The sequence below is a fragment of the Paraburkholderia sp. Ac-20340 genome, assembly GCF_017104965.1.
Lineage (GTDB): Bacteria > Pseudomonadota > Gammaproteobacteria > Burkholderiales > Burkholderiaceae > Paraburkholderia.
Genome location: NZ_JAAGPR010000063.1, coordinates 1 through 21,167, shown reverse-complemented (window position 1 = coordinate 21,167; position 21,167 = coordinate 1). Strand labels below are relative to the sequence as shown.

18 protein-coding genes are annotated in these 21,167 nt (G+C 64.9%); 10 read left to right on the top strand and 8 right to left on the bottom strand.

Features of this window, described 5'->3' with window-relative positions; genetic code table 11:
- The 4 genes from G3N59_RS36460 to G3N59_RS36445 form a co-directional block, all read right to left on the bottom strand.
- Entirely contained in the window at nucleotides 1-891 is an 891-nt protein-coding gene (locus tag G3N59_RS36460) for a MerR family transcriptional regulator (RefSeq protein ID WP_205987853.1), read from the bottom strand.
- A gap of 137 nt (nucleotides 892-1,028) precedes the next feature.
- Complete coding sequence (locus G3N59_RS36455; RefSeq protein WP_205987852.1) at nucleotides 1,029-1,874, bottom strand: OmpW family protein; 846 nt, start codon at nucleotides 1,872-1,874, stop codon at nucleotides 1,029-1,031.
- Between the two features lie 246 nt (nucleotides 1,875-2,120).
- Nucleotides 2,121-3,335: a DUF2957 domain-containing protein gene (locus G3N59_RS36450; RefSeq protein ID WP_241024837.1), complete on the bottom strand. Its 1,215-nt coding sequence runs from the start codon at nucleotides 3,333-3,335 to the stop codon at nucleotides 2,121-2,123.
- A gap of 205 nt (nucleotides 3,336-3,540) precedes the next feature.
- On the bottom strand, nucleotides 3,541-4,908 hold the full coding sequence (locus G3N59_RS36445) for a DUF2957 domain-containing protein (protein ID WP_205987850.1): 1,368 nt from the start codon (nucleotides 4,906-4,908) through the stop codon (nucleotides 3,541-3,543).
- An 820-nt stretch (nucleotides 4,909-5,728) separates the two neighbouring features.
- On the opposite strand from G3N59_RS36445, the gene G3N59_RS36440 reads away from it, so the two are divergent.
- Complete coding sequence (locus G3N59_RS36440; RefSeq protein ID WP_205987849.1) at nucleotides 5,729-6,775, top strand: hypothetical protein; 1,047 nt, start codon at nucleotides 5,729-5,731, stop codon at nucleotides 6,773-6,775.
- A 580-nt stretch (nucleotides 6,776-7,355) separates the two neighbouring features.
- Here the strand turns inward: G3N59_RS36440 and G3N59_RS36435 are convergent.
- Both G3N59_RS36435 and G3N59_RS36430 read right to left on the bottom strand, forming a co-directional pair.
- A complete protein-coding gene (locus tag G3N59_RS36435; protein WP_205987848.1) occupies nucleotides 7,356-9,218 on the bottom strand; it encodes an ATP-binding cassette domain-containing protein in 1,863 nt (620 codons plus the stop codon).
- A 13-nt stretch (nucleotides 9,219-9,231) separates the two neighbouring features.
- On the bottom strand, nucleotides 9,232-10,116 hold the full coding sequence (locus tag G3N59_RS36430; protein WP_205987847.1) for an extracellular solute-binding protein: 885 nt from the start codon (nucleotides 10,114-10,116) through the stop codon (nucleotides 9,232-9,234).
- A gap of 151 nt (nucleotides 10,117-10,267) precedes the next feature.
- Here G3N59_RS36430 and G3N59_RS36425 point away from each other — a divergent pair, with 151 nt between their 5' ends.
- The 3 genes from G3N59_RS36425 to G3N59_RS36415 all read left to right on the top strand — a co-directional run bounded on the left by G3N59_RS36425 (nucleotide 10,268) and on the right by G3N59_RS36415 (nucleotide 11,897).
- Nucleotides 10,268-10,696, top strand: a complete 429-nt coding sequence (locus G3N59_RS36425) for a TOBE domain-containing protein (protein WP_205987846.1) — start codon at nucleotides 10,268-10,270, stop codon at nucleotides 10,694-10,696.
- A gap of 26 nt (nucleotides 10,697-10,722) precedes the next feature.
- Nucleotides 10,723-11,364: a nitrogen fixation protein NifQ gene (locus G3N59_RS36420; protein ID WP_205987845.1), complete on the top strand. Its 642-nt coding sequence runs from the start codon at nucleotides 10,723-10,725 to the stop codon at nucleotides 11,362-11,364.
- Between the two features lie 209 nt (nucleotides 11,365-11,573).
- On the top strand, nucleotides 11,574-11,897 hold the full coding sequence (locus tag G3N59_RS36415; RefSeq protein WP_205987862.1) for a LysR family transcriptional regulator: 324 nt from the start codon (nucleotides 11,574-11,576) through the stop codon (nucleotides 11,895-11,897).
- A 21-nt stretch (nucleotides 11,898-11,918) separates the two neighbouring features.
- Here the strand turns inward: G3N59_RS36415 and G3N59_RS36410 are convergent, their stop codons facing one another.
- Together G3N59_RS36410 and G3N59_RS36405 are read right to left on the bottom strand one after the other, a co-directional pair.
- Nucleotides 11,919-13,262, bottom strand: coding sequence for a DUF2325 domain-containing protein (locus G3N59_RS36410; protein ID WP_205987844.1), 1,344 nt, complete (start codon nucleotides 13,260-13,262; stop codon nucleotides 11,919-11,921).
- Between the two features lie 77 nt (nucleotides 13,263-13,339).
- Complete coding sequence (locus G3N59_RS36405) at nucleotides 13,340-13,906, bottom strand: hypothetical protein (RefSeq protein WP_205987843.1); 567 nt, start codon at nucleotides 13,904-13,906, stop codon at nucleotides 13,340-13,342.
- A gap of 252 nt (nucleotides 13,907-14,158) precedes the next feature.
- On the opposite strand from G3N59_RS36405, the gene G3N59_RS36400 reads away from it, so the two are divergent.
- From G3N59_RS36400 to G3N59_RS36375, 6 genes are all read left to right on the top strand, one after another.
- A complete protein-coding gene (locus tag G3N59_RS36400; protein ID WP_205987842.1) occupies nucleotides 14,159-15,424 on the top strand; it encodes an MFS transporter in 1,266 nt (421 codons plus the stop codon).
- A 154-nt stretch (nucleotides 15,425-15,578) separates the two neighbouring features.
- The gene (locus tag G3N59_RS36395) at nucleotides 15,579-16,031 is read left to right on the top strand and encodes a zinc-finger-containing protein (protein WP_205987841.1); all 453 of its coding nucleotides are present in this window, start codon (nucleotides 15,579-15,581) and stop codon (nucleotides 16,029-16,031) included.
- A gap of 156 nt (nucleotides 16,032-16,187) precedes the next feature.
- Nucleotides 16,188-16,652: a hypothetical protein gene (locus tag G3N59_RS36390; protein WP_205987840.1), complete on the top strand. Its 465-nt coding sequence runs from the start codon at nucleotides 16,188-16,190 to the stop codon at nucleotides 16,650-16,652.
- 805 nt (nucleotides 16,653-17,457) lie between these two features.
- Nucleotides 17,458-17,628 carry a hypothetical protein gene (locus G3N59_RS36385; protein WP_205987839.1) on the top strand — a complete coding sequence of 57 codons (171 nt, stop codon included), beginning with the start codon at nucleotides 17,458-17,460 and terminating at the stop codon, nucleotides 17,626-17,628.
- A 210-nt stretch (nucleotides 17,629-17,838) separates the two neighbouring features.
- On the top strand, nucleotides 17,839-19,590 hold the full coding sequence (locus G3N59_RS36380) for an ABC transporter permease subunit (RefSeq protein ID WP_205987838.1): 1,752 nt from the start codon (nucleotides 17,839-17,841) through the stop codon (nucleotides 19,588-19,590).
- Between the two features lie 16 nt (nucleotides 19,591-19,606).
- The gene (locus G3N59_RS36375) at nucleotides 19,607-20,941 is read left to right on the top strand and encodes a nitrate/sulfonate/bicarbonate ABC transporter ATP-binding protein (protein ID WP_205987837.1); all 1,335 of its coding nucleotides are present in this window, start codon (nucleotides 19,607-19,609) and stop codon (nucleotides 20,939-20,941) included.
- The last annotated feature ends 226 nt before the right edge of the window (nucleotides 20,942-21,167 follow it).

Genomic DNA, 21,167 nt, shown 5'->3' with positions numbered 1-21,167 from the left:
TCAGCGCTTCTTGCTGGCGGTCTTTTTGGGCGCGCGCGGCGCTTTTTCGGCGGCGGCTGGCGCGGTTTCCGCGGTTTGCGCTTCCAACTCCGGCGTGGCGCGCCGGCCGAGCTTCTGGTCGAGGATGGTGGCTACGCGCCCGCCCAGATAGTCGCTCGACTGCTCTTCCAGCGCGCGCAGGATCTCGTTCTCGACGAACACCGTGGAAAGCGGGCGCAGCCGCCAGATGGCGTCGACGAGCGCAGGCATGTCGGTGGCGGGCGGCAGCGCGCCGGCGTCGTAACGATCGAGATGGCGTACCACCATCTCCACCAGCACGCGCGCGATGGCGTCGAAATGCGGCCGTGCTTCTTCGAGCACGTCCAGCAGCTCGCGCGCCGGAATGCCTTCGCGCACGGTCGCTGCGGCCGCATCGAGCATGGCCGGATTGCGCGCGACGAAAGACAGCCCTTTGCGTTCGAGCAGACCGAGTTCGGCGAGGCGCGTGAGGCTGCTGGGCGCCTGCGGGCCGAACAGCTTGATCAGTTCGGGCAGCGAATAAGTCTTGGGACGCGCATGCGACCACGGCCCGCCGATGGCGTTCTCCAGCCCGAGAATCGAGCGCAGATCGCCGCCATCGTCGATGGCCTTGATGAGATCCTGGATGTTCGAGAGCGTATAGCCGCGCGCGAGCAGGTGATTGATGAGCTTGAGGCGCGCGACGTGCGAATCGTTATAAATGCCCACGCGGCCGCGCTTGTCGGGCGGCATGAGCAGGTCGCGGTCCTGATACGCGCGCACGTTGCGCACGGTCGTATTCGCCACGCGCGCGAGTTCATCGACGGTGTATTCGCTGTCGGTGGCGCGCTCGGGCGCGAGTTCGGTCTCGGGGGGCGTGGGCGATTTCGGCATGCGCCGATTTTAGCGCGAGCCGTCGCACGAGCGCGAGACGGCGCACCGCACGAACGTGCGTTTGCCCACCCGGCGTTGCTTTACGCGTCTTACCGAGCAGCACGCTGCGTTGCCCCGGCGTTGTGCCGCACGGGGACTCAGAACCGGTACGACACGCCCAGATAGGAAATGAGCGGATCGGCCTTCAGTTCGGCGCGGCTCACGGCGAGTTCGGTGCCGTCGGCGGCCTTCACGATCACGGACGACGTGGTCTTCAGCGGAATATAGGTGAGCGAGGCCACGATGCCGAAATGCGCGGTGACGTTGTAGGTCGCACCCAGATTGAACACCGGCTGCCACGACGACGACGCCTTCGCGCTCACCTGCGTCTGCCCAGGCTTGCCCGCGCCCGCGGCGAGCACGGCGCCCAGATCGTCCTGGGTGGCTTTCACGAAGTTCGGGTTGAGCTGGATCGACGAGAACCAGTTATACGACACGCCGATGCCCACGAACGGGCGGAACTTCGCATCGCCATCCCGGAAGTAGTACTGAAAGATCAGCGCCGGGCTCCACTGGCGCACGCTCGTCACGATCGGATTGGTCGAGGCATCGCTCAGGTTCTGGCTGCCGAGCGCGCCCGCCGGTCCCGGCGGCTTGATGGTGCCGTGGCCATAGAGCTTGAAGGTGGGCGGCACGCCCGCCACCGAAGACACCGCGATGTGGTCGGTCAGAAAGTGCGTGAAGACCAGCCCGACCGTATCCGCCTTGCTGGTCGACAGACCGGTGCCCGGCGAGGTGAACGAATTCGGCAGCCGCAGCGGCGTGTTGATCGGCGTGGGCGCAACCGTCGTGGTGAGCGGCGTGCTCGATTGCTGCGGCATGACGTGAAACCAGCCGAGTACGGCCACGTTGTCGCCCGCATGCTGGGCATGGGCGGCCGTGGAAAGTCCGGCGGCGCACGTCGCCACAGCGGCTGCTGCTGCCGCCTTTGCAGTACGTCTCATTGTTCCTCCCTGTTCTACCTGTTGCTCTCAGGTTCGGGCGACCTGCCCGCGCGCGGCGACCGTCTCGTGAACGGCCGGTCCTGCGCGTGCCTTACGGTGCGCCGTCGTGGGCGATGCTGGCGGCAAGGCCGGGCATCGCCCGCACGCAGGCGCAGTGCGGTCACCTTATGGGCAGCGGCTCCCTCGTCGATCGCTGCATCGTTGCGTCGCTGTGTCGCTGTGTCGCTGTGTTCAGGCGCGTGTGCGCTACTGGACGAAAGCGCCCGCCGTGAAGTACGGCGCGGAGGCGTTCGTCAGATCGAGGAAGCTGAACACGCCGCCCGTGAAGGTCATCTTTCCGGTCGGCGTCGTGCCCGTCGATGCATTCACATGCGTGGTCGTGACGATGCCCGGCGTGCTCTGCGTGAAGTTCAGATCGAGTGCCGTGGCGAGCGACGCCTGCGACGCGTTGAACGGATCGAGCAGCGTGCCCTCGGTGCCGCTGAGCGCGAGCGAGCGATAGTCGAATTCGCTATCGACGCTGATGTATTCGCCGTCCTGCGATCCTTGCGCGATGGCGGTTTGCGGCGCGAGCACCGAAATACCCGATTCGTCGTCGGCGACCGGGCCGGTCGCGCCGCTCTGCGGATCGGTGCCGATGGTCGGATACGCCACGCCCGTACGCACGAGCACCGGCACGAGCTGGTTACGCAGCTTGCCGACGATCATGAAGCCCTTCGCGGCGTTCTTGCCGGTCACGAGCGTGGGCTTGACCTGCCCCTGGAAGTTGTCGGTTTCGAACGCGCCGCTGCCGTCGCTCGACTGCACGAAGTTCGTGCCGGGCTGCTGGCATGTGCCGGCGTTCACGCCGCTGTTATCGCACTCCTGCCAGGTGCCGTCGGCGTTGATGGTGATCTTCGCGTCCACGGCGGCGGGCAGGAAGTTCTGCGACGGGACCTGGTGATAACCGAGCTGGTTATAGGTGCCGGCCACGTTGGCGATATTCGTTTCGATCGACGAAAAAGCGATGAACGGGTAATACGGGAACTTGGTGTCCGGCACCACGCCGATGCCGCCCGAGCCCGCGAACTGGATTTCCGCGCCCGGAATCGTGCCGCCCGCCACACCCATGCCGATAAACACGCGCGCCGGCCGGCTCGAATCGAGGCTCGCGCCGTTCAACTGGAACGCGCACTGGTTGAGTTTGGCGGTGGGCAAACCGGTTTCCTGAGTGATCGTGCCGGAAACCACCGTGCCCTTGCGCGTGGGCGTGACGGTGCCGGTGGTCGCGGGAATCGGCGATTCGACGTAGGTGATCTGCCAGGTTTTCTTCGTCGTGTCGATCTGCAGCTTGACGAGTTCGCCGTCGCCGCCGCCGCCGGTGTAGACCGTGTTGTAGTCGAGCGAGGTCGGGCAGAGGGCCGTTTCGACCAGCGGCGGGCTACTGCTTCCGCCGCCGCCGCACGCGCCGAGCGTGAGCATCAGCGGCGCCCCCGCGCCGAGCAGGGCGAGGCGCTTCACGAAGTGCTTGGATTGCATACCGCGTCTCCAGATTCATTCTTGTAGGCGGGGCGCCGGCTCCCTGTCGTGGCGCCCCGTTCTGGCTTGCTGCGTGCTGCCGATCTTGCGCGTCGACCGTGTTTGATTCGGTATCCGAATCAATGATGAATCGATCGCCAATCGATGGTTATTGCGGCTGGATCAGCGCACCCACACCGAAGTACGGTGAGTTGGACGTTTCGCTGTTCGCCGATGTGGACGTGACGCCGCCGTTTTCCTCGCCATTGAGGAAGATGCCGTAGAGGCCGCCTACTGCGATCACGTTGCCGGTCTTGGCGTTGTTGTCGGTGGCGACGAGCAGGCCCGGATGCGTCTGCGTGTAATCGAGCGTGAAGGTGCTTTGCGTCGTCATCGTCGAGGGCTTGAGGAAGCCGGCGCTCTGGCCGTTGATGAGCGTGGCCGTGTAGGCGAAGTTCGAATCGGCGCCGATATAGCTGCCGTCGAACGAACCCGACGTGAGATTGGTCGCCGGCGCCATCATCGCGATACCCGATTCGTCGTCGACGGCCAGCGAAAGCAGGTTCTCGTTCACGTAGCCGGTACGCACGACCACCGGCACGATCTTGCCGTTGAGCTTGCCGAGGATCAGGTGGCTCGATGCACCGTTGGCGACGGCCGAAACCGTCGGCGACTGGATCTTCGGCGCATTGGCGCTGGTGAAATAGCTGCCGGCGGAATCCGCGGCCCATTGCGACGATGCCGTATCGCACTGCGTATTCGTGCCGCCGCTCGTCACGCTGCAATTGCCGCTGGCGTCGTAGGTTTCCTGCGCCGTGGTGGCGGCCGCAGCGAAGTTCTGCGTCGGGACGATGTGATAGAGCAGCGCGTTCCAGTTGCCTTGAAGATCCGCGATGCTGGTGCTGACCGACGAGAAAGCCAGGAACGGATAGAAGTCGAAGGTGCGCGACTTCACGTTGCTGAAGAGCAGGGCGGCCGTGCTGTCGCCGGTGATGTTCACCGTCGCGCCCGGAATACCGCCGCCCGCCACGCCGAAGCCTACATAAATGGTCGGCGGGTTATCGGCGTTGTACGCGGTGGTGTAGGTGCTGCCGTTGAGCGTGCCGGTGCCTTGCTGGAGCTGGAATGCGCAGGCGATCTGCGCGGCGGTGGGCAGTGCGCCGCTGGGCGGATGCTGGACCGCGCCCGTGATGGTGAGACCCGCACGCGTGTTCTGCACCGAGCTTTCCTGCGCCGGAATCGGCGAGGCGAGGAAGGTCAGCGAGTACGTCATCTTGGTGGGATCGATGCTCAGACTCACCACCTCGCCGCTGCCGGCGCCGCCCAGATACGTGTTCTTGGCGATATCGGCGTCGGCCGGGCAGAGCGCCGTCGCGGCGGTTGCGCTGCTGGGCGCGCCCTGGCCCGTGCAGCTCGATCCCGAGCATTGCGTCGGCGTAATGGCGCCCGGGTCGCTCGCCTTTCCTCCACCGCATGCGACTAGAAGCGGCGTTGCGGCTGCGGCCAGCGCGACGCAGCGGACAATGCTCTCCAACATATGTCTGCCCTCCCTGTCTCGTAATAATTTATGCGCTGAAGATTGGATCATTACATTGCACGCTGTCAATTGAACGAATCACTCTAAAACCGCAACAACCGGCCGTAGCGCTTGCGCCGTCGCGGTTCGGTGCGGTCGCAACAGGGGTTTGTCCCGATGTGTCCGTCTCGCACGCAGGCCGCGCCGCGCGGCCGCCGAGCAATCGACGTTCCCGCTGCATGGTCCCGCTAATTGGGAGGCGTGCTGTATGGAAATCGTTCGGATAACGGTGTAACGGCGTCATCTCCTTGCCGTTGGATCGAGGCAAACCCCAGGTACGGGTCGGTAAGAAAGCTATGCGAAATGGGAGAAAAGAAGCGGTACTGATTTATCGATATTTAATTCGGCATCCGAATCAATGAGTGGACGCCAATATCAATGTGTCGAACAGGCATTCTGGTGTGAAGGTGAGGGAATACGGGATTAGGTATTGGCGCGACGCTTCGCGAAGGGTGAGGATTTTCGGGATGCTGATCGCCTTCGCGCCAGTCGTGCCGGAATTCTCGGCAGCAATACGCAATGCGTATATCGAAATGCAAAGGTGAGCCTTTGCGGGAGCAAAAATCGACCGGCCTGGCGCTAAAAATCGCCTGTTTTCAAATGACTGCAAGTCGCTTCGCAGATTTTTTAAATAAAAGTGGCTGGCGGAAAATCAAACGGTGAGTATTTTCAGGAGCGTTCGAAAGCCCTTTTGTCATCGGCGCAATATTGAGAGCCGGTATAGTGATTCGCGAATCGTGCCGGCCGATGCCGCCGGCGCCGCGCTACGGAGTCGCACGAAATGGGGTTATTCGACCGCTTTTTCGACCATTTATGGCCGCGCAATCGCGCCACGTCAGGCCAGGACAATGCGCAGACGCGCGCGCTCGTCGAAAGGCTGACGGTGCTCAGCCCGTCGCTCAAGCTCGCGCGCGCCTATCGCGAACGACTCGTGCCTGCGCTCGCGAAATCGCAGGCGTATATCGGCGAACTGGTCGAGCGCCTGCCGCCCGCGCGCGAGGCCAGCGCCGCGAACTGGCTGGCCGATCCCTATATCCACGCTTTCTTTGCCGCACCCGACGAAATCTCCCACGTACTGAGCCGCTCCGTCGAACTGCACGCATGGTTCGACAGCCATCCGCTCGCGCGCGAAACCTGGGCGGTACTTGGCATGGCGATGAACGAGCGGCGCGGCTTCGGCGCCGCGCAGCACGGCGATCTGGTGCACACCGACGTCGCCCAGACTACGCTGAGTTTCGACGACCATCAGGTGCGCGTGTGCGGCGAATCCGAAGCCGATCTGCGTGCGCAGATCGTGCAGCGCGTGGTCGAGCAGATTGCGCTCGAAGGCCTTGCGCACATCGCCGCGGACGAATCGCGCCGTGGCGCGCTCGAAGAGGAACGGGCGCTGCTGCGCACGCGCCGCCAGTTGCTCACGCGTCAGGGCGCCGGCACGCAGCGGATGGTGGGCGAACGCGCGCTCGCTGGCGGCGTGGGACTTGCCGGGGAACTCGTGCAACTCGAAGCGGAAATCGCGGCGAACGAACGCGCGCTGGCGTCGCTTGGCCTTAAGACGGACGCGATCGAGCACGAACTGGCGGTGATCTGCGACGTGCTCGGCCATCCGGCGCAACATGCGAACGTAGAGATGCGCGCGGTGACGCTCAACGCGATGAACGTGGTGATCGAACCCGCTCAGGCCGATGGCGGCGCGTCGATCGTCTTTCCGCTCGCCCATATTCCCGCCAGCCCGGTGGGCGTGCGGGCGTTCTCGCTGGTGCGTTTCGCGCGCGCCGATCTCGTGCCCTTGCCGAAGGTGCTGGATGCCGATAGCCGCTTCGTGATTTGAACGCTAATGACTCAACGGTGAGGGTATTCGGGAGGCGGATTTGATCGGCTCTGCGAAGCGTGAGGTGAAGATTTGAGCCGGTAGAACGCTCACGGAAAACAAACCGCCCACGCAAGAAATCGCACGTTTTTCCCGTAAACACAGGCCGAAAATTTCCTGGGACTCCCAGGTCACGCCAGGCGATTGCTGAGCGACGCCAGGCGGTGACGGGCCATGCGTCAGGTGAGGCTTTTCGGGAGGTGACGGGAAATTGTCCTGTGGTGAGGAACCCGGAACGTTCGAGATTCACCGCACTCGTTAGCGCAACCAGGCGACATCGACGAAAAAACGCTTTATTCGAGGCGATTTTCTGGAGAAATTTCCTGGTACTCCCAGGTTAAACGGTGCGAATATTTTTTCCGGTTCACGCACGCAAAGACGTGCGAGGCGGCTAAGGTGAGCTTATCCGGGATGGAGGCGCGAAAGCCCGCTGTGGCGCGGATCGAATCGCCCCACGTGAGAAAAACACCTTAAAACAAGCGTTCTTTCTCAAGGCGGCAGCACGCGAGTACTGCCGCCTTGCGGCTAAAGGTGAGTGTTTTCAGGAGTCTTGCGACGGCCACGCCGTCACGCCGCCTGCGTCGATCTCGAAGCGCAGCGTGAGCGCGCTGTCGTCGGGGAACGGCAGATCGTCGGCGGGAATGTCGAACAGTTCGCCTGCCAGGTCGATCGTCACATAACGGTCACCATGGCGCAGCGACGTCCCGGCGATGCGGCCAGCCCAACGGCCATCGGGCGCAGCGCGCAGCGCGCGCGGCGCGACTCGCCACATCACGCGCGAGCCGTCCGCGAGCGTGCCCGTGCTGCAAGGCAGCCGCAAACCGCCCGCCGTCTCGATCTCGCCCGCGCCGCGCACGACACCTTCGCCGATGTTATGCAGGCCGAGCAGATCGGCGACCCGCAGCGAAGCGGGCCGCGCGAAGACTTCGGCGATCGGGCCGACCTGCAGCGTGCGCCCATGCTCGATCACGAGCACTTCGTCGGCGAGCAGGGCGGCTTCGTCGGGATCATGGGTGACGATCACCGTCACCGCGGCGATTTCGCGCTGAAGCGCGCGCAGCGACTGCTGCAGCTTGCGACGGCGCGGCGTGTCCAGCGCCGCGAACGGCTCGTCGAACAGCAGCAGCGGGCTGTGCCGCGTCAGCGCGCGCGCGAGCGCGACGCGCTGGCGCTGGCCGAAGGAGAGCTGGCGCGGCAGGCGTTCGGTAAGCGTGTCGAGGCCCAGATGCGCGAGCCAGTAGCGCGCGCTGGCGGCATCGGCATCGACGGGAAAGGCCAGTTGCTGCGCCACCGTCATGTGCGGAAAGAGGCCGTAGTCCTGCGGCATATAGCCGATCTGGCGGCGCTCCGGCGGCAGCACGCCGAGATCGGTCGCGCCGAGCGTCACCGTGCCCGCGCTCAAGGCGGCGTCGTTCGCCTCCAGCCCGGCGATGATGCGCAGCGCGAGCGACTTGCCCGAACCCGAAGGCCCGATGATCGCGAGCCGCCGCGTCTGCGGCTGCCAGGCAACGTCGAGCGTGAACGCGCCCAGATGCCGCTTCGCCCGGAACGCGAGCCGCAGGTCGGCGAGATCGTGGGCCGTGGCGGCAGGCGTGATGGCGGTGAGTTCGTCGCCGTTATCGACGCTCACCGCCAGCGTGGCGCGTGCGCCACGCGAATACACCGAAAGCACCGCGCAGACCACCGCAATCGCGAGCGTCGGCAGCAGCAGCGGCATCATCGCGGGCAGGCCCTGGCCGCCGAACACCACGTAGGTGTAGACCGGCAGTGAGTACGGGTGATACGCGACCATCACCGTTGCGCCGAATTCGCCGAACGCGCGCAGCCACGCGAGCGCGAGTCCCGCGCGAATGGCGGGCCAGGCGATCGGCAAGGTGACGCGGAAGAAGCGGCTGACGGCGTGATGGCCGAGCGTGGCGGCGACGTCGTCATAAACGGGATCGACGGCGGCAAACGCCGAGCGCGCCGCGACGATCAGAAACGGCGCGGCCACGAAGGTTTCGGCGAGCACGATGCCGGTGAAGGAATCGGTGAGCGCGCCGTTGAACAGCAGGCCGAGCGGGCTATACGGCCCGAGCAGGAAGAGCAGCAGAATGCCGCTCGTGAGCGGCGGCAGCGCGAGCGGCAACTGCACCACGAAACCCAGCAGCGCGACGCCGCGCGCTTGAGAGCGTGCGAGCCAGTAACCGAGCGGCACGCCGCCCACGAGAATCACGAGCGCCGCGACGCTCGCGCTGCCCGCCGATACCCCGACCGCCGACCACGTGGCGTGCCAGTCGACATTGGCCCAGTCGGCCTGGCCGATCTGCGGAATGCTGGCGAGAAAGGGCGCGCACAGATACACCGCGAGCAGCGCGCCCAGCCACCAGAGCGGCCTTGCGGCGCGCTGCACGGGTTGCGTCATGACTGCATCGGGCTCATTGCTGGGCAGCGTCGATCACGGCCTGCGTCGACGGCGGGATCGCCTGACCATTGCCGTTGACCGTGGGCTTCGTCACATCGACGCCATGTTCGGCCAGCAGCTTGCGGCCTTCCGCCGAGAGCAGGAAGTTCACGAAGCGCGCGGCGCCCGCGTTGTTCGGTGCGTCGTTGAGGATCGTCAGCGTGTAGTTGGCCTTGATCTTCAGTTCGGGCGCCGGGTGGATCGACGGAATCTTCAGGTCAGACGTTTCGGTCGAGTAGAAGAAGCCCGCGTCGAGCTGGCCCGATTGCAGACGGCCCACCAGCGTTTCTTCCGGCAGCACCTGTTCCGGGTTGTCCGGCGTGCCCAGCGTCTTCTGCACCAGATCCGGCTGGTTGTATGCCTGCGCGGCCTTCGTCATGAGTTCGACGGTGAATGCGCCCTTCGGGTCGAGCTTCGGGTCCGTGCGGCCGATGCGGATACCCGGTTCCTGCAGCACCTGATCCCACTTCTTCGTCTTGAAGTCGGCAGCGAAACGGCTCTTCGCGCTATAGCCGATCAACAGCGGCGATTCGGCGAAATTCACGTACCACGAAACATGATTGCCGTTGGCTTCGCCCATCAGGTTCGCATTGACCTTGGGGCTTGCGCTGATGAACACATCGCCGCGACGCAGCTTGCCCTTGATCTCGTTGGCGATCTTGTTCGAACCGGCCGCATAGCCCTTGAAATGCAGGCCCGTTTCCTTTTCGAACGCGGGGCCGACGCTCTTTTCCATCAGGTTCACGAGCGAGCCTGCGTAGAGCACGTTCACATCGTTGTCATCTGCGGCGAATGCGCTCGAACTTGCGGCCAGCACGCCCGACATCATCACGACCGATGCGATCAATTTGCGGATCATCTGTTCTACCCCGTACCGTTATAAAGGTGCCTATATTACGATGTCCTGATACAACAATGTGCGTACGTGCTTGCACAATCTTCGCGATAACACCTGCGTATGAATGACGGCCGCGACTACACTGGTCGACTGAACTTACGAGGAGACAGTCATGCGTACCAGCGCACGTAATCATTTCACCGGCCAGATCGCTGCAGTCAAGGCTGGCGCCGTCAACGACGAAATCACGCTGCGCGCCGATGGCGGGCTCGAAATCGTCGCCATCATCACGCACGGCAGCGCCGCATCGCTCGGCCTGGCGGCGGGCAAACCGGCGTTCGCGCTGGTGAAGGCATCGTCGGTGATCGTCATGGTCGACGCCGATGCGAGCAAGGTGTCCACGCGCAACGTCATTTCCGGCACGGTGGCGTCGGTCACGAAGGGCGCGGTCAACGCCGAAGTCGTGATTACCGCTCCGGGCGGCGCGCAGGTCGCGGCCATCGTCACGAACGAAAGCGCGGACCGTCTGGGTCTCGCGGCGGGCAAGACGGCAGCGGCGCTGTTCAAGGCGTCGAGCGTGATCATCGGCGTCGACGCTTAAGGCGTCTTGCGTCAGGTCGCGCGATCATGACCGGCTCGCAAACGGATTTCGAGTCTCTCGCGGCGGCTTGCCGCGATCGCTTGACCGGCGCGCCTCGTGAAGCCTGCACCGCCGACGCGTGGTTGTTCGCGCGTCTGGTGGCGGCGCGCGAAGTGCGTGGCGAGCGGGCGTTGCTGGGTTTGCCGGCGTCTGCGCTGGCGGCGTTGGCCGAACGGCATTTCGCGGCGGGCGCGCTCGTTTTATCGCCGATTAAAGCCGTCACGCTTAAAGACGCATCGCACGCGGCCTTCGCTGCGGCGATGCGCGATTTCCTGATCGGCCTGGCCGCACGCAATGTCGATGCCGATGACGCCCGCTGTCTCGCCACGATCCTCGCGCACGCGTGTTTGCGGCCCGATCATCTGTGGCGCGATCTCGGCCTTTCCGGCCGCGACGACGTCACGCAGATGCTCACGCGCTTTTTCCCCGAAGTCGTCGCGCGCAATACGGAAAATCTGCGCTGGAAAAAGCTGCTCGCGCGCGAACTGGCGCTGGCTCGTGGCGATGTGCCTGGACCGGCGCCGGGCTGTCCTGGCTGCGAGGATTTCGGCTTCTGTTTTCCCTCGGAGCCGGCGGCCAATCGCACCACTCATCGCACGACCAATCGCACGACTAATCCGCGCAGCTAACGCTGCATCGGGCGTGCGGGACGCGAAACCCATCGTGTATGCTTGCGCCCATGACCGTATCTGCCAAAGTCCGCACTCCGGCGCCCGTCAATGCGCCGAAAACCACCGCATCAAAACCGGCTTCCAACGTGAAAACGAATCCGCCTGTGCCCGAACAGATCGAGGCCGTCAGCCCGTCGACGCGTCGCGAACCCGACGTGCGTTTTCGCATGCGCGTCGTCCAGGACGGCACGATTGCGCTCGGTCCCGGCAAGGTCTCGCTGCTCGAAGCCGTGCGCGATCATGGCTCGATTTCGGCGGCAGCGCGCAGCCTCAACATGTCGTACCGGCGTGCGTGGCTGTTGATGGACGAACTGAATCGCGCGCTCGAATCGCCGGCCACGGTGTCCGAACATGGCGGACAAAGCGGCGGCGGCAGCACGCTCACGCCGGTGGGGGAAGAAATCATCCGCCTTTATCGCGGGATCGAGGCGCGCGCGGCCGCGGCCTGCGCGCCTGAAATCGAAGCGCTGACGAAGCTCGTCAAAGGCTGATCGCATCAGCGCGATCGCGTTTTAGCCGTGGCGCAGACAGAAGCGCGAAACCGGCACGGCGCTCAGCACCGGCGCGGTATTGGTGTGCAGCCGCAACATCAATTCGACAAAGCTCGCGAGGCTGGCGGTGCGCAGCGGGTGATAGCTCACCTGATGCCGCTCGCAGACACGCTTGAGCATGTTCATCGAATCGTGGTCGACGCAATCGACCGGAAACACCGCCATATCGGCGCCCGCGAGCGCGGCCGCCAGCAAACCCTTGCGGTCTTCGATGCCGCCGTCGTGCACCGTCAATTCGCCGCCCGCCGCCGTCACCCAGCGCCGTAGCGCGTGATTCGAACCCGGACGTCCGCCCACATAAACGATGCGCCGGCCCTTGAGCGCGTCGCGCGGCAGGGCGCGGGCGGCGTCGTCATCGTCGTCGGGATGGGCCGCGGTTTCCAGCGCGTGGGCTTCCGCGCGCAGCGTGTCGATCAGCGCGCGGGTTTCGTCGAGTTGCGTGCGCACCGTGCGCAAAGCGTTTTCATCGGCGATGGCGCGTTGTTCGGCGGCCTCGCGGCGGCTGGTTTCGAGCGCGAGACGCGCGTCGCGGGCCGCCAGCGCTTCGCGCAGCGCCGCGATCTGGGCGTGGAGCGCCGATTCATCGTGCGATTCGCGTTGCGCGAGCGCGCGCGTGGTGTGGGCGTCGAGCGCCGCGCGTGCGTCGTCGCGCTCTTCGCTCATTTCGTGCAGGCGCGCCTGCTGGCGGTCGATCTTCGCCTGCAGCGCCGCATTGTCTTCTTCGAGCACAACGAGGCGGCGCAGGTCCGCGCGGTTCGCCGCGCCTACGAGATGCGACAGCATATGCAGATCGCCGAACGCGGCCTGGCGCACTTCCATCGTCGTTTCGGGATGGGACATCAGCGCCCAGTAGGCGGGCGGAATGTCGCCGCTGGCGCGTGCTTCGTTCCAGAGCGCGAGCACGGCTTCGGCATCGCGCGCGCTGGAAAAGCGCCGCAGCGCGCCCGCATAGCGCGTATCGAGCGCTTTTTGCAGCGCCTTGCCGCCCGCGCCGCCCTGGATCGCCAGTTCGACGGCGGTGTGGTGGATGTCGAGATCGCTCGCGCGCGCGCCGTCGAGCGGCGTGAACTTCGGCACGAGCTTGCGCAGTTCATGGGTGGACAGACAGGTGCCGATGATCGAGCAATGCAGATGCGCGTCGAGCTCGGACAGCCGCGTGCGGCGGCGCGTGCGGTCGAACTGTTCGAGTTCGGCCTGCGAGGGGCCGCAGCAATCGGCGGCGGGAGCGAAGGCGCGCAGATGCGGCGCCTCGTCCGGCGTCGCGGCGCCCGAGGTGCGGGCGAGGCGAAACGGCGGTGCGTGCATGGTGTCCTCTGTCCGGTTAGGAGCGCGGGCCGACGATACGCGCGGCTACGTTGCGCATCGATCGACAGCGCAATATATCACGGAATATAGCGCGATCCGGCGCGCGATTCGGCACGCGATTCGGTGCTTAATCCGGCGGGCAGCGCGGCGCGCTCATGCTGCGCGAGCACATGCTCGACGCACAGGCCGACGAACGCCGTATCCAGTCTTTCCAGCTCCGCTGCGGTCTTGCGCATCGCTTCGCTGTCGAGGCAGAAGGCGTCCGAGAACAGCGCGTCGCGGGTTTTGTCCAGACGGCGTGCATCGCGGATCGCGCGTTTGAGTTCGCGATGGCGCGCGAAATCCGCGTTATCGACATGGCGCGCCAGCGTGGCCAGCAGCGGTTGCAGGGCGGTGCTGGCTTCGGCTTGCGCCGGTTGCTCGCCCGCGCGCGCCGCGAACATGCGGTTGAAGCGCGCGACGCTCTCGCGCAGCCGCCGGAACGCATCGACGACATCGCGGATGCGTTCCGCGCGCTCGTGGCCCGAGGCGGGCCGCAGCGTCGTGAGCTCCAGCGGCGGGCCGCTGGGCGGGGTGCTCGCGCGCGCCGGCGCGACCGAGATCGCCGTGACGGCGGCATTCATCATCAAGGGCCGACTGCTCACACACCCACCTTTCGCGAACCTGGGAACGAACTGGGAATTCAGGCGGCGCACCGCAGGCGCGCCATGTATCGTTGTATTCTAATGGATATATCGGTTGGCGATACGGCAGAATGCGCGAACCGTGGCTGACCTGCCCGCAACGGGGCCTTCCGGTGCCGCCGCGCGCATTGCACTAAAATTGTCGGCTTTCATCCGCACCGCACGTCACGTCCTGCGCTTTGCCGCGCGTGCCCGTGCTTCACTCGCCGTCTCATGACCACACCCTTATCCGACTCCGGCGCTGCGCCCGGCAGTCTTGTGCGCAATCGCGGTTTCCAACGTTTCTGGGGCGCGCGCGTGCTGGCCTCGCTGTCGTTCCAGATGCTGGCCGTCGCGATGGGCTGGCATATCTATGCGCTCACGAAAAGCGCCTTCGCGCTCGGGCTGGTCGGCCTTGCGCAGTTCCTGCCGATGTTCCTGCTCACGCTCGTCGTGGGGCATGTTGCCGATCGCTACGACCGGCGCCGTATCGCCGCCGTCTGCCAGACGATCGAGTGCGCGGCGGCGCTGACCTTCGCGTGCGGCACCTTCGGCGGCTGGTTGAGCGCGCCGATCATCTACGCGCTGGCGGCCTGCGTGGGCGCGGCGCGTGCGTTCGAGTCGCCGGCCATTTCGTCGCTGCTGCCGGGCGTCGTGCCGCGCGCGCAACTGCCCAACGCCACGGCCTGGTCGACGTCCGCCACGCAGACCGCGCAGATTCTCGGGCCGGCGCTCGGCGGCCTGCTGTATGGCGTCGGCGCGGGCGCGGCCTATCTGGCGTGCACGCTGTCGTTTGCCGTCGCGGCGATGTTGTCGGCCACCATTCCGCTGAAGACAAAACCCGCGTCGCGCGCGCCCGTCACGCTCGAATCGGTGTTTTCGGGCATCGCCTTTATCCGCTCGCAGCCGGTCATTCTGGGCGCGCTCTCGCTCGATCTGTTCGCCGTGCTGTTCGGCGGCGCGACCGCGCTGCTGCCGGTGTTCGCGCGCGACATCCTGCACGCGGGGCCGCTCGAACTCGGCCTGCTGCGTTCGGCTTCGGCGGTGGGCGCGCTGTCGGGCACGATCTGGCTCGCGCATTTCCCGCTGCGGCGCCGGCCCGGCCTCGCGATGTTCGGCGGCGTGATCGTGTTTGGTTTCGCGACCATCGCGTTCGGGCTGTCGCACAACATCGTGTTATCGCTGATCGCGCTGGCGGTGCTCGGCGCATCGGATGTGGTGAGCGTGGTGGTGCGCAGCTCGCTCGTGCAGTTGCGCACGCCCAGCGAGACGCTCGGCCGCGTGAGCGCGGTGAATTCGCTGTTTATCGGCACATCGAATCAACTGGGCGAATTCGAGTCGGGCCTGACAGCCGGATGGTGGGGCGCGCAGCCCGCCGTGCTGGTGGGCGGCGTGGCGACGATCTGCGTGGCGCTGGTCTGGATGCGGTTGTTCCCTGCGTTGCGCGACACGCGCTCGCTCGAACGCGAGCCGGAGCGCGCCACCGCCGGCGCAAGCTGACCGGACGGCATAGCCCGTCCGACAAGCCGAAAGCGCGCCGATTTTCGCTATGCTTTTGCATATCGACGCGCTTTCGCGAGTCAATATCCACCACGAACAGGCAATACACGATGTATCCGATAACCTTCACACGCTCGACCGGAAGGAGCCGCGCATGCGCGTAGGCCGTCCCGTCAAGGCGCTGCCGCAGCCGCTCTGCGACTATTGCGGCGCGAAAGCGCTGCTCGCCCGCTCCGGCGACGAAGCCTATCCCTACCGCGACGATCACGGCCCACTGTGGGTCTGCACGCCCTGCGAGGCGTGGATCGGCGTACCTGCGCGCAGCACGCGCAACGTGCCGCTCGGCCGGCTTGCCAATGGCGCGCTGCGCGAGGCCAAGAGCCGCCTGCACGATGCGCTTGAACCGCTGGTTGCCGCCAAGGTGCGCCGCGACAAGGTCAACGTATTCGAGGCGCGGGGCAGGGCGCTGCGCTGGATCGCCGAGGAACTGGGGTTCGAACTGCCGAATCCCTCGATCCATCATCTGACACTCGAACAGTGCGAAGCGGCAATTCGTCACGTCGAGGCGTTTATGGCCGCTCGCCGCGCGCCTGACCAAACTGGCTGATCGGCAGTCAGAAGCGCTTTCAGGCCCGCCCGGCAAGCTTCGCCGGGCCAATTCCTTACCGGCTGTCACCAATCGTTACATTGCCGTAGCACATTGGCGCTCAACCTTGGCCGTGAGGTGCCGTTATTGCACCTGAACTGATTCCCTTTGTGCGACATGGCCAAGACAATCCCCTTCCCGCAGCATATTCAGGCCGCCCGCGCCCGCCGGCATCGGGCCAAGGGCGACTTGCTGCCGATGCCGCGCGCAAACGCGGACGAACTCGCCCTGCAGGTCCATCTGGCACTGGCCGCGTTGCGCGCGGGCGGCTCCCAGCATGACGCGCAGGCAATCCTGCACGCGCACTGGCTGGCCCAGGCAACCGCCGAAGCCGGCTACGGCACGCTGACGCCCGAGCAGATCGGTCCCGCCGACGCGGCGATCCTCGCGTGCTTCTCGCGCGGCGGCGCACAGGGCGAATGGAGCATCGACGATACGCAGTTCGACGCCATCAAGACTGTGATCGCCGTGTACGACCAGCAATTGCAGAGCGCGCCGCTGTGGGTGCTCACGGAAGCCAGCGAGCGCCTTGAGCGTGTGCGCGCAGGCGATACGCGCCAGCAGAGCCGCAAACGCGCCTGAGCAGGCGCGTACCGACGTAAATAGACGCAAAGACACGCAAGCAGCTTCTCAGGTACACGGTTTGCGCAACAATCCGGGTGTTTTTCGATGATCCGGCCCCAGGCGTTGCAATGCTTTTCCACCCACTTGGGACGATCCGGCCGGATTCGCTCGATGCGCCGCCCGGCGGCGTTGTGGCGGCATTGGCACGGGATTTGACGCGCGGCGCGAATCGTGTTGACTTCAGGCAGTGTGCGTGACTAAAATTCGCCCGTCTTAACAAAAGGGGCTGACGCCTTGGACAGTAGCAGTTGTCGATCTTCGAATAGTTTCGCTGCCTGACCGGCAGGACGTCCGCGCTCCCTTTCTTTCAGCCGCCGTCTTGCCAGCCAGGCAGATGGTGCGCGTCCAGCAGTAAATCCTCGTGCACTCTTTTTAGCGTCGATCCCGCGCCGCCGCACTTTGCGCCGCGCAGGAGCGATATCGCGCCGTGAGCGTTCGCGCTCCCGGCACGGTCCGTTCATGCCTTCGATTCCGGCCCGCGCGTAACATCGCGCCCGCCCGACGAAGCCGATGCGCGGACCGCCACTCGCGTCGCGCGGGGACTGGCCATTAGGCTTGCCTCGCACGCCGCCGTGACGATAAGGAGTTCCGATGTCCGACAGTGACAGTTATCCGTTATGCCGCTTCCTTTCGATATTCCCTGAGGAAAGCTGGCAGACGTAAGCCGTCGTTGCGCGCCGAATCGACCCATCGCGCGCAGCCGGGTCTGCTGACTTTCCTCGCCAAGGCGTCCGCCGCGTGGCGTGACGTGAGGAGATTCAGCATGAACTTCGGCCTTCTTCTGCCGCAGCTGCCGCAAACGCAGCACACCCTGCATCCCGATGTGATCTGCGCCCGCCAGCGCGCGCCGGCCACGCCGCCCTGCCGTTCATCGAAACTCGCCGCGCGCTGGCGTGATCTGCGCGAGCGTATGTTCCGTGGCGAGCGGGGCTGACGGGCTTTCAAGAATCAGACGAGAACGGTCCCGCGCCTCAGGCGTCATCCGGGCTGCCGATAAGGCGATCCCGACAAGGCGCGCGGACTGCGCATCATCCAGAACGCTGGTGCTTCAAAACATGAATCAGTACAACCGCTCACTGCGAACGATCTGCCGCGCATCGCGCGCCTGCGGCGTCGCGCACGTTTTTGCCCAGGGAGGCCGCTAATGGAGTTCAGATTCAACCTGAACCGCACGGCCAACGCTTCGGCGTGGCGCGTGCTGCCCAATCGCTGGGACTTCGTCGCGTTTCCGCTCATCATCTGCCTGATTGCGATGGCGGCTGTGGGATTCCACGAAACCATGGCGCCGATCGCCGTGCTCAAGACGCAGCCGATTTCGCTCGATCCGGCCAATCTGCCTGAATACGCGATGCGCACGACGCTGCGCATGCTGGCGGCGATGGTCGCCTCGCTGATCTTCACGCTGGTGTACGGCACGCTGGCGGCCAAGAGCCGCCGCGCGGGTCAGGTGCTGGTGCCGATCCTCGACATTCTTCAGTCGGTGCCGGTGCTGGGCTATATCTCTTTTACGGTGACGTTCTTCCTCGCGCTGTTTCCGTCGCGCGTGCTGGGCGCCGAACTCGCGGCGATCTTCGCGATCTTCACCAGCCAGGCGTGGAACATGACGTTCAGCTTTTACCAGTCGCTGCGCACGGTGCCGCGCGATCTGGACGAAGTGTCGAAGGGTTTCCATCTGACCGGCTGGCAACGCTTCTGGAAACTCGAAGTGCCGTTTTCGATGCCCGGCCTCATCTGGAACATGATGATGTCGATGTCGGGCGGCTGGTTCTTCGTGGTGGCTTCCGAAGCGATCACGGTGGGCAACAACACGATCACGCTGCCGGGCATCGGCGCGTATCTGGCACAGGCGATTACCGAAAAGAACATGCACGCCATCGGCTGGGTGATTCTGGCGATGACGGTCGTGATTCTGGCGTACGACCAGTTCCTGTTCCGACCGCTGGTCGCGTGGGCCGACAAATTCCGCATGGAAAACACGAGTTCCGGCGATGCGCCCGAGTCCTGGCTGCTCGACCTGATTCGCCGCACGCGCCTGATCCACCGCCTGCTGGTGCCGATGGGCTTCCTGCTCGCCACGCTGGCGCGCATTCCGATCCGCGTGCAACTGCCGAAGGCGATGCCTGCGATCAGCACGACGCGCAGCAAGCGCTCGCGCGTGGGCGATATCGTCTGGGGTGTCTGCGTGATTGCGCTGACGGCGTTCGTGGTCTGGCGCGTGTTCTCGTATGTGCGCACGGGCGTGACGCTCGACGAAGTCGGCCATGTGTTCGTGCTGGGTCTGATCACGCTGCTGCGCGTGGTGCTGCTGATTGCGATTGCCTCGGTGATCTGGGTGCCGCTGGGCGTGCTGATCGGCCTGCGTCCGGCGCTCGCGGAAAAATTCCAGCCGCTCGCGCAGTTCCTCGCGGCGTTCCCGGCGAACCTGCTGTTCCCGGTGTTCGTGATCGTGATCGTGCGCTTCCACCTGAACCCGGACATCTGGCTCTCGCCGCTGATCGTGCTCGGGACGCAGTGGTACATCCTGTTCAACGTGATCGCGGGCGCGAGCGCCTACCCGAACGACTACAAGGAAGCGGCGAAGAATTTCCATATTCGCGGCTGGCAATGGTGGCGTCAGGCGATGCTGCCGGGCATTTTCCCGTACTACGTCACTGGCGCGATCACCGCTTCGGGCGGCGCATGGAACGCGAGCATCGTCTCCGAATTCGTGCAGTGGGGCGATACGAAGCTCCAGGCGCACGGCCTGGGCGCGTATATCGCGCAGATGACCGCTGCCGGCGACTTCCCGAAAATCATTGTGGGCATCGCGATGATGTCCCTGTTCGTCACGCTCTTTAACCGCGTGCTCTGGCGTCCGCTGTACACCTACGCCGAGGCCCGGCTGCGCCTCGATTGAGATGGAGTAGATCATCATGCTGAATCCCAAAACCGTCTCGTCCGACCTGCTGCCGGTGCGCCCGACGCTCGGCGAAGAAGTGCTCTCGGTCAAGCACATGTCGCGCGGCTTCGCGAAGAAAGACGACGAACGTCTCGTGCTCGACGACGTCAATCTCTCGCTGCGCGAAGGCGAAATCGTCGGGCTGCTGGGCCGTTCGGGCTCGGGCAAATCGACGCTGCTGCGCATCATCTCGGGCCTGATCGAAGCGAGCTCCGGCGAAGTGAACTGGCGTGGCAAACCGCTCGAAGGCCCGGCCGAAGGCGTGTCGATGGTGTTCCAGACCTTCGCGCTGTTCCCGTGGCTGACCGTGCTGCAGAACGTGGAAGCGGGTCTGGAAGCGCAGGGCGTGCCCGCACGCGAGCGCCGCGAACGCGCGCTGGCGGCGATCGACCTGATCGGCCTCGACGGCTTCGAGAACGCTTACCCGCGCGAGCTTTCGGGCGGCATGCGTCAGCGCGTGGGTTTCGCGCGCGCGCTGGTGGTCGATCCGATGCTGATGCTGATGGACGAACCGTTCTCGGCGCTCGACGTTTTGACGGCCGAAACGCTGCGTACCGACCTGCTCGATCTGTGGACGCAAGGCCGCATGCCGATCAAGTCGATGCTGATCGTCACGCACAACATCGAAGAAGCGGTGTTCATGTGCGACCGCATTCTGGTGCTGTCGTCCAATCCTGGGCGCGTGGTTGCCGAGATCAAGGTGCCGTTCAAGCATCCGCGTAATCGTCTGGACCCGGCGTTCCGCAAGCTGGTGGACGAGATCTACGCGAAGATGACCGCGCGCGATGCGGCGGAGACGTCGTCGCGGCGTCTGGAAGTGGGCAGCCGTTTGCCGGATGTGTCGACTAACCTGATGGCCGGTCTGATTGAAACGCTGGCGGCGGCGCCGTATCACGGTCGTGCGGATATGCCGGAAATTGCGCGCTCGCTGCATCTGGAAGTGGACGACCTGTTTCCGGTCGCCGAAATGTTGCAGCAGCTTGGGTTTGCGGATGTGCGCGATGGCGATTTGTTGCTGACGCCGCCGGCGCGTGTTTTTGCGGAGATGGGGACGCAGGCGCGCAAGCTCATGTTTGCGGATCATCTGCTGAGGAATGTGCCGCTGGCTGCGCGGATCAAGAAGGTGCTCAATGAGCGGCCCGGGCATCGCGCGCCGCGTGTGCGGTTTGAGCAGGAGCTTGAGGACTTTCTTTCCGATGTCGCCGCGGAGCAGACGCTTGATACGGTGATCGATTGGGGTCGTTATGGTGAGATTTTTTCGTATAACGATCAGTCGGAGATTTTTAGTCTTGAGGATGTGGAGGCTTAAAGGCCTTTTAGCCTTTAGCTTTTCTCGTTCTGGCGTGGGTGGCACATTGCCTTGTTTTCGTGTCGGTCTATTAGCGTCGCCCCTGTGCGGGGCGGCACTTACTTTTCTTTGCAGCGGTGTATGGACTGGAGACATAGGTAACAGGTGTGCGGGGACATGGGTAACACTTCGGACAAGTGAATCGTCTGGAGCCGGCCATGCCGTGGAACCCGAGAGACACCATGAA